The sequence below is a fragment of the Streptomyces sp. NPDC020742 genome (genome assembly GCF_040641675.1).
In the GTDB taxonomy this organism is placed as follows: Bacteria; Actinomycetota; Actinomycetes; order Streptomycetales; family Streptomycetaceae; genus Streptomyces.
Window position 1 is genome coordinate 258,979 of record NZ_JBFAEA010000002.1, and the last position, 12,963, is coordinate 271,941.

General features: G+C 73.9%; 8 protein-coding genes. 5 read left to right on the forward strand and 3 right to left on the reverse strand.

Annotation, left to right across the window (positions count from 1 at the left end):
- The first annotated feature begins 460 nt into the window (after positions 1 to 460).
- Entirely contained in the window at positions 461 to 1,903 is a 1,443-nt protein-coding gene (locus AB0G84_RS05180) for an NAD-binding protein (protein WP_361315714.1), read from the forward strand.
- Here AB0G84_RS05180 and AB0G84_RS05185 read toward each other — a convergent pair.
- Both AB0G84_RS05185 and AB0G84_RS05190 read right to left on the reverse strand, forming a co-directional pair.
- The gene (locus AB0G84_RS05185) at positions 1,898 to 4,369 is read right to left on the reverse strand and encodes a SpoIIE family protein phosphatase (protein ID WP_361315717.1); all 2,472 of its coding nucleotides are present in this window, start codon (positions 4,367 to 4,369) and stop codon (positions 1,898 to 1,900) included. The two genes, AB0G84_RS05180 and AB0G84_RS05185, sit on opposite strands and share 6 nt — an antisense overlap.
- Positions 4,370 to 4,549: 180 nt before the next feature.
- Positions 4,550 to 6,178, reverse strand: a complete 1,629-nt coding sequence (locus tag AB0G84_RS05190) for a helix-turn-helix domain-containing protein (RefSeq protein ID WP_361315719.1) — start codon at positions 6,176 to 6,178, stop codon at positions 4,550 to 4,552.
- Positions 6,179 to 6,597: 419 nt separating this feature from the next.
- Between AB0G84_RS05190 and AB0G84_RS05195 the strand changes: the two genes are divergently transcribed.
- Positions 6,598 to 7,716: a bile acid:sodium symporter gene (locus AB0G84_RS05195; protein WP_361315722.1), complete on the forward strand. Its 1,119-nt coding sequence runs from the start codon at positions 6,598 to 6,600 to the stop codon at positions 7,714 to 7,716.
- Between the two features lie 4 nt (positions 7,717 to 7,720).
- Here AB0G84_RS05195 and AB0G84_RS05200 read toward each other — a convergent pair whose 3' ends face one another.
- Entirely contained in the window at positions 7,721 to 8,809 is a 1,089-nt protein-coding gene (locus AB0G84_RS05200; protein WP_361315725.1) for an acyltransferase family protein, read from the reverse strand.
- 221 nt (positions 8,810 to 9,030) lie between these two features.
- Between AB0G84_RS05200 and AB0G84_RS05205 the strand changes: the two genes are divergently transcribed.
- The 3 genes from AB0G84_RS05205 to AB0G84_RS05215 all read left to right on the forward strand — a co-directional run bounded on the left by AB0G84_RS05205 (position 9,031) and on the right by AB0G84_RS05215 (position 12,907).
- Positions 9,031 to 9,864: an undecaprenyl-diphosphate phosphatase gene (locus AB0G84_RS05205; RefSeq protein ID WP_361315728.1), complete on the forward strand. Its 834-nt coding sequence runs from the start codon at positions 9,031 to 9,033 to the stop codon at positions 9,862 to 9,864.
- 105 nt (positions 9,865 to 9,969) lie between these two features.
- Positions 9,970 to 11,247, forward strand: a complete 1,278-nt coding sequence (locus AB0G84_RS05210; RefSeq protein WP_361315731.1) for a PP2C family protein-serine/threonine phosphatase — start codon at positions 9,970 to 9,972, stop codon at positions 11,245 to 11,247.
- A 292-nt stretch (positions 11,248 to 11,539) separates the two neighbouring features.
- Positions 11,540 to 12,907, forward strand: coding sequence for a DUF5685 family protein (locus AB0G84_RS05215; protein ID WP_361315733.1), 1,368 nt, complete (start codon positions 11,540 to 11,542; stop codon positions 12,905 to 12,907).
- Positions 12,908 to 12,963 lie beyond the last annotated feature (56 nt).

The following is a 12,963-nucleotide window of genomic DNA, read 5'->3' on the forward strand; positions in this document are numbered from 1 at the left end:
TCGCCTCGGTGAGGGGACGCACGACAGGGCCGGGTGCTGGCAGGCGGCGATCATGGCCCTGACGCATTGCGAAGCGGAGGCCCAGGGCCCCGGTCCTCGGATGCTTGCGCGGGTGGGGGAGCGCGCTTCGCGCGGCCACGCTGATGGCCCGTCCTCCTCGTGAGAGGTGAGCCGCATCACGTCCGGTATTGGATTTGCGTCAGCGTATGTGCCGGTGACCGGTGGCGTATTTGTAAGAGACGACAAATTCGTCCCCGATGGCTGTGCGGTCGGCCAATGCATCCTCCGGGAGATGCGGACTCGCTCCCTGCAGATCACCGCTGGTGCGGGCGCACAACGTGGTCTGGCAACCATTGGTCCGGCGGACAGCCGCCGCGGACTGCCCGCGCCCTAGCGTGAGTTCGGCCCACCTGGACCCACACCACCAGCGCTGTGCGACAGCAGCGGGACGGGGGACGAAATGCCGGATGAATGCACCGCGGATTCCGCGGCCGAGCCCGATCGGATCGTGGTGATTGGCGCCACACCGCTCGCCCGACGGGTCTGCGCCGCCGTCGCCGCGAGCGGTCAGCGGGTCGAGCACCTCCCCGCGCCGGACGACCGGGACCTGCGCCGGGCGCTCGCCGTCCGCCCGGCCGGCGTCGCCGTCCTGGTGGGCGACGACCTCGCCGCGCTGCGCCACGCGCTGGCCGTACGGCATGTCTGCGGCACCGTACGGATCGTCGTCACGGTCTTCGACCGCACCGTGGGCGGTCAGCTGCGGTCGCTGCTGGGCCACTGCGAAACGGTCTCCCCGGCCGGCCTGCTCGCGCCGACCCTCGCCGGCCTGTGCGTCGACCCCGACGCGCTGGCCGTACGGACCGACGGGGACGGTGCGGTCGCGGTCCACCGGCGGGACGGGCGGCTGGTGGAGGCGGCCTGGCGCCCCGGCGCGGCCGCCCGGCGGCGGGCGCTGTGGGGCCGGCTGCGCGGGCAACTACAGCCCCACGACGCGGATGCCCGGCTGCTGCTCATCGGGCTGTTGGGCATCGTCGGCGTGCTCGCCCTGGACTGGCTGTGGCTGGTCGGCGTCCTGCACACACCGGCCAGCACCGCCTTCCTGGAGGCCTCCCGGGTCGTCGCGGGGGTCGGTCCGGCCGCACCGCACCCCGGCCATCCCGGCTATGAGGTGGCCTCCGGGGTGGCGATGCTGGTGACGGTGGGGTTCACCGCGCTGCTCACGGCCGGCATCGTCGACCGGCTCTTCGGCCCGCGGCTGGTCGGGGTCCTGGGGCCACGCGTGTTGCCCCGCTCCGGGCATGTGATCGTCGTCGGTCTCGGGCAGGTGGGGCTGCGGCTGTGCCAGACACTGCGCCGGCTGGGCGTCCCGGTCGTCGGCGTCGAGCGGGAACCGACCGCCCCCAACCTCCGGCTGGCCCGGTCGATGGGGATACCGGTGGTGCTGGCGCACGGCGAGGACCGGGCGGTGCTCGCCCGGCTCGGGCTGGCGCGCGCCCGGGCGTTGGCCGCGGTCGGCTCCGAGGAGCTGGACAACGTCGCGGTAGCGGTCGCCGCCCACGGGGTCGCGGCGGACGTCCGCGTGGTGCTCCGGGCCGGGGAGGACGAGGCGATCGCCGAGACCCGGTCACTGCTGCCCCTCGGGCTGACCCGCGACATCAACCGGACCAGCGCGGCCTATGTCGTCGCCCATCTGACCGCCCGCCCCGGGGACGCCGTACCGCACCACGTGGTGGCCGCCGCCGACTGCGACTACGTCGGCCTGCCCGGTCACGGCCTGGTCGCCCGGCCCGTCCCGGCCGGCGACGACTGCGGCCATGTGCCCGGGGGAGAGCACACCGCCCCGGTGCGGGCGACGGCCTCGGGCGTCAACGGTGCACGTCGCGTGGGGGCCCGCACGTCATGAGCCAGGGCGCACCTCGGCCATGACCGGCACCTCCTGCTCGGTCCAGATGATCTTGCCGGTGGGGGTGTAGCGGGTGCCCCACCTGCTGGTGAGCTGGGCGATGATGAACAGCCCGCGCCCGTTCTCGTCGGTGGTCCGGGCATGGCGCAGATGCGGGGCGGAGCTGCCGGTGTCGGAGACCTCGCAGATCAGGGTGTCCTGCCGGATCAACCGCAGGGTGATCGGCCCGGCGCCGTGCCGGATGGCGTTGGTCACCAGCTCACTGACCACCAGCTCCGTGGTGAACAGCAGCTCCTCCATGCCCCATGCCGCGAGCTGCCGGCCAGCCAGCGCTCGGGCGCTGCCGACCACGGCCGGGTCGCTGGCCAGGTCCCAGGAGGCGACGTGGTGGGCGTCCAGCGCGCGGGTGCGGGCCAGCAGCAGCGCGGCGTCGTCGGACGGCGGGCCGGTCAGCAGCGCCCTGACGGCGTTCCCGCCGATCTCCTTGAGCGACGGTCCGGGCGCCGCCAGCGCGCTGCTCAGCCGGGACAGCCCGACGCCGATGTCCCGGTCGCGGGTCTCCACCAGCCCGTTGGTGTAGAGCGCGATCAGGCTGCCCTCGGCCAGCTCCACCTCCGCCGCTTCGAACGGCAGGGAACCGAGGCCCAGTGGCGGTCCGGCGGGCAGATCGGGCAGCTCGACGGTGCCGTCGGGCTCCACGAGCGCGGGCGGGAGGTGCCCGGCACGCGCCATCGCGCAGCGCCGGCTCACCGGGTCGTACACCGCATACAGACAGGTCGCCCCCATGAACGTGGCGGCCACGCTCGCGTTCTCGCTGTCCACTGCCGGGTCGCCGCCGTGCGTCTTCACCAGGCCGATGACCAGGTCGTCCAGGCGAGCCAGCAGCTCATCGGGTGGCAGGTCCAGGTTGGCCAGGGTGCGGACGGCGGTGCGCAGCCGGCCCATGGTGGCCGCCGCGTTGATGCCGTGCCCGACCACATCGCCGACCACCAGCGCGACCCGGGCCCCGGACAGCGGGATCACATCGAACCAGTCGCCGCCCACCCCGCTCGGGGCGTCCGCCGGAAAGTACCAGGACGCCACCTCCAGCGCGGATCCGCCGCTCAGCTCGTGCGGCAGCAGGTTCTTCTGCATCATCCGGGCCGCGGTGCGCTCGCGGGTGAAGCGCCGCGCGTTGTCCACACATACCGCGGCCCGGGCGACCAGCTCCTCGGCCAGCCGCACGTCGTCCGCTACGAAGGGCCCCAGCCGGCGGGTCCGGAAGAAGGTCGCCGCGCCTAGGGTGATCCCACGGGCCTGCACCGGCGCCACCATCACCGAGCGGAAGCCGAACTCCCGGATCACCGCGGCCCGTACCGGGTCCTCGGTGACCCAGGTACTGGTGGTGAGGTCCAGCACCGGCTCGACCAGCGAGGTGCCCGTGAGCAGGCAGCGGGCGATGGGGGAGGAGGGAGCGCGCTGGACGGCCTCGCCCACGGCGAGTCCCGCCTCCGGGCACCCCTCGTGGACCGACTGCTGACCGGAGCGGCGCATGGTGGGGGTGCTGTCGATCGGGCCGGGGACCGGCTCCTCGCCGTGCAGGACCGAGTCCAGCAGGTCGACGGCGACGAAGTCGGCGAGCGCCGGCACCGCGACATCGGCCAGTTCCTGGGCGGTCCTGGTGACGTCCAACGTGCTGCCGATCCGGGCGCTGGCGTCGTTGAGCAGGGCCAGGCGCCCCTGGGCCCGCCAGCGCTCGGTGACGTCGATGACCATGTACCAGATGCCGATCCGCTCGCCTTGGGGGGCGGCCAGCGCGAAGAACGAGGCGGAGTAGGCGCGTTCCTGGTTGGGGTCCGCATAGGTGGGGCTCTGGAACTCGTAGTCCATCACCGGCGATCCGGACGTCAGGACCCGCCGCATCCGTTCCTCGAACGCGGCGGCCTCCCGCTCCGGCAACACCTCGTCGACGGTCCGTCCCAGCCGCCGTTCCAGGGGGATCAGGCGCTCCAGCACGTCGTTGACCCACACGTACCGCAGGGCGGTGTCGAGCACGGCCATGCCGACCGGGGCGTGCGCGAGGAAGGGCTCCAGCATCAGCTGGTTCACCCCGCCGCCCGGCAGCCGCCACTCCTCCAGCGCGAGCACCGACCAGTGGTCCCGGCCGGTCCCGTCCAGGACGGGCGTGACCTGGACGGCCAGCTGCAGGTCCCGGCCGTCCCGGTGGCGCGCGGCCACCGAACCGCCCCAGCCGTCCCCGGCCCGGCACCACCGTGCCACCGCCTCGGCCCGTGCCACATCGCCGGGCAGTGCCAGCAGCTCGGATGCGGGGTGCTGGAGGATCTCCTCGGCCCGGTAGCCCAGCAGCCGCTCCGCCGCCCGGGTCCAGGCGACGACCCGCCCCTGCGCGTCCAGTTCGGCGGTGGCCGCCTTGGCCATGTCGCGTGCCTGCCCGGGCCTGCCCGGCAGCGCCTTCTCCGAGGTCATGATCGCCAGCCCGTCAGCTCAAGGGGGCATATCGCCCAGTTTAAGGTGATTGCCTGCTGGTGGCTGGGGCGGGTGGACGGCCCGAGCGCGGTGGTCGGGCGGGCCGGTGGTCGGGCGGGCCGGTGGCCGGGTCGGTGGCCGGACGGGCCGGTGGCGTCGGCGGGTCGGGCCCGGCGGGCGTCAGGCGTCGGGCGGCAGCCGCAGCTGAAGCATGGCCAGCAGCCGCTGATCGGTCCGGCCCAGGTCCAGACCGGTCAACTCCTCGGCCCGGCGGATGCGGTAGCGCAGCGTGTTGGGGTGCACATGCAGCTCGGTGGCCGCGGCCCGGACGTCCCCGAAGGCGTTCAGGTACGTGAGCACGGTCTCGGCCAACTGCCCCTGGTTGCGGCTGTCGTGGGTCACCAGCGCGGTCAGCCGGGGGTCGCGCATGTCGGGGTGCGCGGACAGCAACGCCAGCACCTCGCTGACCAGCACCTCGGCCTGGATGTCGGGGAGCGCGGCGACCGTGGTGGTCACCCCGGCGCTGACCATCGCGTCGAGGATCCGGTCCGCCTCCTTGCGGGAATCGGGCACCTCGCCGAGCCCCGGCACGATGCAGCCGACCGAGCCGCGCAGCGGCAGGCCCAGGTGGCGGTCCGCGGCGTCGGTGATCTCCTGCGCCCAGACCCGCAGGGTCCCCAGGTCGATGCTGCGCGGCAGTTGGGGCAGCAGCACATAGATCCGCGAGTCGACCTGGGTGACCAGGGCGCTGCGGTGCCGGGCGGCGGTGTGCACCGAGACCAGGTTGCTCACCTCGGCCCGCGCGAGCTCGGGCGGGGTGGCCTCGACGGACCCGTGCGAGAAGCCCAGGACCGCGGCGGGCCGGGTCGCGTCCAGGCCCAGGTGGGAGGCGAGCGGCTGGGGGCCGGTGCTGCCCTCCAGCAGCCCGGCGGTCAGTGTGCGGGTCAGCGTCAGGTCGGCCGAGAGCTCCCGGCGGCGGCGCACCAGGTGGAGCGCGGCGACCCGGGCCGCACCGGTCAGCGCCTGGTCCGAGTGCTCGGTCAGCGGCGTCGAGCCCTCCTGCACCCAGATCGTGCCCAGCTGCCGCTCCCCGGACCGGATGGCCACCGCCAGCCGCCGGCGGATGCCCAGCTCGGGGTGGCTGTCGATGTTGATCACGTCGTCGGAGGCGCGCAGCCGCTGGAAGACGCCCCACTTGCGCAGCCGGGACAGGTAGGCCTCCGGGCCGTGCCAGCCCAGGATGGACAGCCGGCGCAGGTCGTCGACCTCGTCGGTGTTGGTGGAACGTGAGTAGGCCAGCACGCGGTTGGCGGTGTCCTCGATGCTGACGATGCCGCCGGTGAGCACCGCGGTGGTCTGGGCCAGCGAGAAGAGGTCGCCCTCCTCCAGGATCTCGCCGGGCTCCTGCGGCGCGCTCTCCAGGGCCGCCCGGGCCAGCGCGTCCACCTGTTCCCAACGCGCCTCGCTCCGTACGGACAGCAGCGCGACCCCGGCCTCCACCGCGGTCTCGCTGAGCGCCGTGGCCTGTGCGGTGGTGTCCAGCTTGACCGCTATGGCGGCGGCCCCGTCGCGGCCGCCGGCCCGTAGCGCGGGGAACGCGGCCCGGCCCCGGGCCCCTATGGCGAGCACCAGCTCACCGGGGCGGGCCATCGGCGGATCCTCCGGATCGAGCAGGGCGACGCTGCGGATCTCGACGTCCAGTCCGTCGGGTGCGGCCTGCAGCTCCACCAGCGGCTCGCCCAGCGACATCAGCAGCTGCCGCAGGGTGATGCCGGTACGGGGTGGTGGTGCCGCGGCCGCTGGTTCCATGATCGGCGCCTCTGCTGGGTTCGGGTGGCCTGGGCTCTTGTCGTCGCCGGCCCTCTCACAGACCTGTCCGAGCACGCCGTGTCAAGCGGCCGGTCGGCCCATCGCTGCACCGTGGCCGCGTGAATTGAGCCACGCCCACAGTACTGATGCTATCCGTCGGGGCAACTGCGGCCGCCCGCCTCCGGTCGGCCGGGGAGCGGTGCGCGCTTCCGCCACGCGGCCACGGACGGTGAGCGCCGCGGCACTCTTCGTCTACAGTGATGTAGACGTTCGGTCGGTCGGCGGTCCCCGTCGCCGGCCATGAGGGTGCACCCGTCCGGCCCGTCCCGGCCTGCGGTACGCGGCAGCCGCGTACCGCAGGCCAAGACGGGGGAGGACGCCGGGCCGAGGGTCCGGTACGGGAGCCAGGGAGGACACAGGTGCCGGCCGTCACCACTGCCCACTGTGGAGCGTCGGAGCGGGGCCGGGGCCCGCGCCTACTGGCCGGGGCGCAGCGCCGACTGACCTGGGCCATGCCCGCCGCCTACGTGGCCGCGGCGCTGTTGCCCCAGCCGGGCCGGTGGGCGCGCGGCCTGCCCTGCGGGGCCTTACCCCTCCCCGGCGGCCACACCGCCCTGACCCCGCAGGCCCTGCTGCTGTGCTACGTCCTGTTCACCGCGGCGCTGCAGGTGCCCGCCCGCGAACTGTCGGTGCTGCTGCGCCGGCCGGGGCTGCTGCTGGCCGGGACCGCCGCCAACACCGCACTGCCGCTGCTGGTCCTGGTCCTGCTGGCCGGAGCCTTCACCCTGCTGCCCGACGCCGACCGGGGCAGCGGGCTGCTCACCGGGCTGGCACTGATCGCGGCGATGCCGGTGGCCGGCGGGGCCACGGTCTGGGGCGGCCGGGCCGGCGGCAACCAGACCCTGGTCGTGGGGCTGGTGCTGGCCTCCACCCTGCTCAGCCCGCTCACCATCCCGCTCACCCTGGCCGGTGCGGCCGCGGTGACCTGCGGTGGCTATGCGCTGGCGCTCGGCCGGCTGGCACACCTGGCGGGCGGGGCGGTCGCCGCGGCCGGAGTGGTGGCCCCCTGCCTCGCGGGGCTCGCCGTACGCGCGGTGCTGCCGGCGCGTACCGCCGCCCGGGCCCTGCCCTGGCTGAAGCTGCTGGCGCTGGCCGCCGCGCTCGCGCTCACCTACCTCAACGCCGCCGGCGCCTTCACCGACCTGATCGCCCGCCCCCGTCCGGCGCTGCTGCTGCTGTCCACCGCCGCGGCCGCCGTCATGTGCGCGGCGTCCTTCGCGCTCGGCTGGTGCCTGGCCCGCGCCCTGAAGGCCGCCCCGGCGGACACCGTCGCGCTCACCTTCACCTCGGGCATGAACAACAGCAGCGCCGGCGCGGTCCTGGCCACCACCCGCTTCCCCGCCCATCCGCACGTCCTGCTGCCGATCCTGGCGTACAGCGTGCTGCAGAAGCTGCTCGCCGGGCTCGCGGACGGCGCGCTGTCGGGCCGGCCGGGCCGCCGTCGCGGGGGCGGCGGGGGAGCCGTGGTACGGCGGTGAGCCGTCAGCAGCGGACCGTGGGGCCGGTGGACGAACAGCGCCGGGCCGGGCGGAAGGCCCAGTCCATCTTCGGCTCCATGGCCCACCGCAGGGCGCGCTGCACCGGCGGGGTGCACAGCACCGTCACCACCGCCGCGGCGATCAGTGTGATCACCACGGCGCCCCACGGGGTGTGCACCCAGGGTGCGTCGTACCAGTTCCACCAGCGGGAGCCCTTGGCGAGGAAGCCGTGCAGCAGATAGCCGTAGAGGGTGCCCGCGCCCAGGGCGGAGCACCACGCCCGGCGGCCCGGCACCCACGCCAGGAAGCAGGCGGTCAGCACCAGCGAACAGCCGAACATCGCGGCCTGCATCAACATCCCGCACCACCACGGAGCGCCCAGGGTCTCGGCGCTGTCGGTGTGGTAGAACCACGCGTCGTTCATCCGCGGCACGGCCCAGTAGGCGAAGGCCAGCGCTCCGGCGAACACGGGAACCGCGGCGATCCGCACCGCCCGGCGGCGCAGCAGGGCGAAGTGCTCCGGCTTCAGCTGCATGCCCAGGACGAAGAACGGCAGGAACTGCAGTACCCGTTGCAGATCCAGAGTGCTGCCGATGTCGGGCGAGGCCGAGGCCAGGGCCGCGATCGCCAGTGCCAGCGGCACCGGCCACCGGACGATCCGCCACAGCGGCGTGGTCAGCCGCCAGACGAAGAGCGCCGCCAGGAACCAGGTGAGGAACCACGGATCCAGCAGGTCGACCGAGAGGTCCGGCCGGTCGCCCGCCGCGTACCGGAAGGCGGCGTAGGCGACCTGGAAGACGAGGTAGGGGACCACAACGCCGGTGACCAGCCGCTGCAGCCGGTCGCGGCGCATGTCGAAGCTGCGGGAGAAGTAGCCGGATATCAGGGTGAAGGCCGGCATGTGGAAGGCGTACACCAGCAGGTACAGGGCGGCCGCGCTCCGGCTGGTGGCATAGAGCGGTTCCCAGGCGTGGCCCAGCGCGACCAGCACGATGGCCAGGTACTTGGCGTTGTCGAAGTAGGCGTCGCGCGCTCTGCCGGGGATGGGCCGCTCGGTGTTCACGGGCCGTTGGTGCACCTGTGCCTCGGCCATGGAACCTTTCCTCCCCTCATTCGTCTACAGTGTTGTAGACCTTCCGCGGCACTGTAGACGTCCGCGCGGGCGGGGTGCACATCCGCCCGTCACCGGAGGATGCGAGCCCTTCCCGTCGTCCGGGCATCGAAACCCCCAGTACAGTCACTGTCGCCCCGGCGTGCCGCACACCGGGGCGCGTCCTGCGCCCACCGCCCGCCCCGTCGCCAGAAATGGACCCCATGAGCGCGATCAGCATCGGCCAAGCCGTCGTCCTCGGAGCCGTCGAGGGGGTGACGGAATTCCTCCCGGTCTCCTCCACCGGCCACCTCAAGATCACCGAAGGCCTGATGGGGATCCCCGTCGACGACAAGAGCGTCGTCGGCTTCTCCGCGGTCATCCAGGTCGGTGCCATCGCCGCCGCGCTCGTCTACTTCGGCAAGGACATCGTGCGCATCGTGGGCGCCTGGTTCCGCGGCCTGCGCAACCGCGAGGAGCGCTACCACCACGACTACAAGTTCGCCTGGTGGGTGATCTACGCCACCATCCCGATCGTCGTCGTCGGCCTGGCCGCCAAGCCGCTGATCGAGGGCCCGCTCGCCTCGCTGTGGGTGGTGGCCGGCTCGCTGATCGTCGGCAGCGGTGTGATGTGGGCCGCCGACCAGATGGGCCGCCACAAGCGCGGGGAGGACGACACCTCCCTCAAGGACGCCATGTGGGTCGGCTGCTCGCAGATCCTCGCCCTGCTCTTCCCCGGCTTCTCCCGCTCCGGCGCCACCATGTCCACCGCACTCATCCTCGACCTGGAGCGGGTTGCGGCCACCCGACTGTCCTTCTTCCTGGGCATCCCGGCCCTCACCGGCGCCGGCATCTACGAGCTGAAGGACGCGGTCGGCAGCGGCGCCGCCGTCGCCCCGCTGGCCATCGGCACCGTCGTCTCCTTCGCCGTCGCCTACGGCTCGATCGCCTGGCTGCTGAAGTTCGTGGCCAAGCACTCCTTCAACTCCTTCGTGATCTACCGCATCCTCATCGGGGCGCTGCTGTTCGCCCTGCTGGGCATGGGCGTACTGAGCTGACCGCAACCGGGGTCGCCGCGCCGGACCGGTAACCCGCCCCACGGGTGGTATGGGTGCATCAGGAGCGAATCCGTCCGATGCGAATGCCGCGCCCTGGAGGTGGCCATGTCGAACCAGGATGCCACGGAAGCGCACCGGGACGCCGGCCCCGAACGCCTGCGGGCCCGGCTGCGCCTGGTGGAGGAGGCTGCCGAACAGATCGGCACCACCCTGGACGAGCAGGCGATCTGCACGGAGCTGTGCCGGTTCCTGTGCCGGCACCTGTGTGACGCCGCCGCGGTCGACCTCCTCGCCGAGGCGACCGCGGCCCGGTTCCCGCCCCGGGAGCCGGAGTTGACCCGGGTGACGTCGGCGGGCCTGGTGAAGGTGCTCCAGGCGCAGTTCCCCGAAGAGGGCACCGGCGGGTCCGCCGCCGGCAACCCCTCGCTCCGGGCCCTCATCGAGGGGCATCCGCGCACCGCCGCCGGCGTCCTGAAGGGCGGGATGTCCGCCCAAGCGGCGGCGGTTCCGCTGGTCGCGCACGGCCGGTGCTACGGCGTGCTGCTCGCCCTCCGCGCCGGCGGGACCTTCCGGGACGACGAGATGGCCACGGTGCACCATGCGGCCCGCCTGGCCGCCGCCCACCTCGCCCACGCCCGCCGGCACGCCGCCGTACAGCGCACCGCGATGGACCTCCAGCGGGCGCTGCTCGCCGAGCCGGGCCGGCCGCACCCCAACCTGGAACTCGCCACCCGCTACCTCCCCTCGGGCACCAGTGCCCTGGTCGGCGGCGACTGGTTCGAGGCCGTCCGCCTCCACTACGGCCGCACCCTGCTGGTCGTGGGCGACGTCATGGGCCACGGCCTGGACGCGGCCGTCGACATGAACGCCTACCGCTCCAGCCTCCGCGATGTCGCCTCCGCCGACCTGCCGCCGCACCGCGTCCTGCGCCAGCTCGACGCGGCGGTGGCCAAGGATGAGGCCCGCCGCCCGGCCACCTGCCTGCTGGCCCGGGTCGACCCGGCGCGCGGCCTCGCCGGGTTCGCCGGCGCCGGCCACCTCCCCCCGGTGGTCTTCGGCCCCGACGGCACCGCGGAGTTGGTACGGGTGCCCGTCGGCCCGCCCCTGGGCACCGGCGCCGGCGGCTACGAACTGGTCACCCGGCCCCTCACCGCCGACGAGACGCTGCTGATGTTCACCGACGGCCTCGTCGAGCGCCGGGGCGAGGACATCGACGACTCCCTGGCCCGGCTCGCCCGGATCAGGCTGCCCGCCGGGACCGGCGTGGAGGACGTGCTCGACGAGGTGCTGCGCCACCTCGACGCGGCGCACGCCGAGGACGACGTCGCCGTCCTCGCCGCCCGGCTGCGCCGGTACCCGGGGCAGGAGCCGGTCGGCCACTGAGCGCGGAGCAGGGCCGGACGGTACCGGACGGGGCCGCGGCGCTGCCGGGCAGGAGCGGGCGAGGCGCGCGGCACTGCCGGTCGGCGAGGGCACGCGCTGCCGGGTACGGGCTCGGCCGAGCGCGCCGACGCACCGGCCGCGGTGCCTGCCGGACGGCTCACCCCGGATGGCCCACCGGAGGGGTGTGTACCCAGGTCAACGCCCCTATCGGTACGATCTTCAGCCGGTGCGCCCGGGCCGGTCCACGCCCTCTGCGGCGCACCCGTTTCGATGTCTCACGGGGGGTTGCCATATGTTCGGAATCGTCAGGCCCTGCACCCATCGGCTGACACAGGGACTCAAGACCGAGTGGATGGCCCATCTGTGCGGCCTCTGCCTCGCCCTGCGCGCCGACCACGGCCAGTTCGCCCGGGTCGTCACCAACTACGACGGCCTCATCGTCTCCGTCCTGACGGACGCCCAGTCCGGTGTGGCCTCCCAAGACCGCCGCACCGCCGGCCCCTGCCCGCTGCGCGGGATGCGCACCGCCTCGGTCGCCAAGGGGGAGGGCGCACGGCTTGCGGCGTCGGTCTCCCTGGTGCTCGCCTCGGCGAAGATACGCGACCATGTCGCCGACCGGAACGGGCTGTTGCGGCGCCGGCCGGTGGCCGTCGCCGCGCGCAAGGTGGCCGCGGGCTGGGACCGCGCCGGGGCGCGCACCGGCGCCGCCCTGGGCTTCGACACTGCGGTACTCGTCGACGCGGTCGACCGGCAGCCGGGCATCGAGCAACTGGCCGGCCCCGGCACCCCGTTGACGGTGATCACCGAGCCGACCGAGACCGCGACCGCCGCCGCCTTCGCCCACACCGCGGTGCTGGCGGGCCGCCCCGGCAACGCCGCGCCGCTGGCCGAGGCCGGCCGGCTCTTCGGGCGGCTGGCCCACCTCCTGGACGCCGTGGAGGACCGCGCCTCGGACGCCGCCGAGGGCGCCTGGAACCCGCTCACCGCCACCGGCGCCACCACCGCCCAGGCCCGCCGGCTGTGCGACGACGCGGTGCACGGCATCCGACTCGCCCTGCGCGACGTGGAGTTCGCCGACGCGAGCCTGGTGCATGTGCTGCTGGTGCACGAGCTGCGCCGCTCGGTGGACCGGGCGTTCGGCACCACCACCTGCGCGCACCAGGGCCACGGCCAGAACCCGTACCAGAACGGCCCGGGCCAGAACCCGTACCAGAACGGCCAAGGGCAGAACCCTTACCAGAATGGGCAGGGTCAGAACCCCTACCAGTACGGGCAGGGCGGGCCGGTGGCCACCGGCCCGTACGCCCAGGGCGGACAGCCGCTGAACGCCCCGCAGAACCCCTACGCCGGCGGTCCGGTACCGCCCGGCGGCCACGGAGGAGGCCACGGCGGGGGCCACGGCGGGGGCCCGGGCGGCGGCGGAGACGGTATGTCGCACTTCTCTCACCAGCCCAAGAAGCCCCGCGGATTCTTCGCCGGCTGTGCGGTGGCCATCGGCCTCTGCTGCACCTGCAAGCTCTGCTGCGCAGAGGAGTACGAGGGCCCGTGGTCGCGCAAGAAGCGCGAGGGCTGCTGCCAGGACTGCGACTGCTGTGACTGCTGCAACTGCGATGGCAGCTGCTGCCAGTGCCTGGAGTGCGTCGGCTGCTGCAACTGCTGAGCGCACCGGGGGGCTTCGGTACCAACGGCACCCCGCCCCGCCGGCCGGGGCACCCT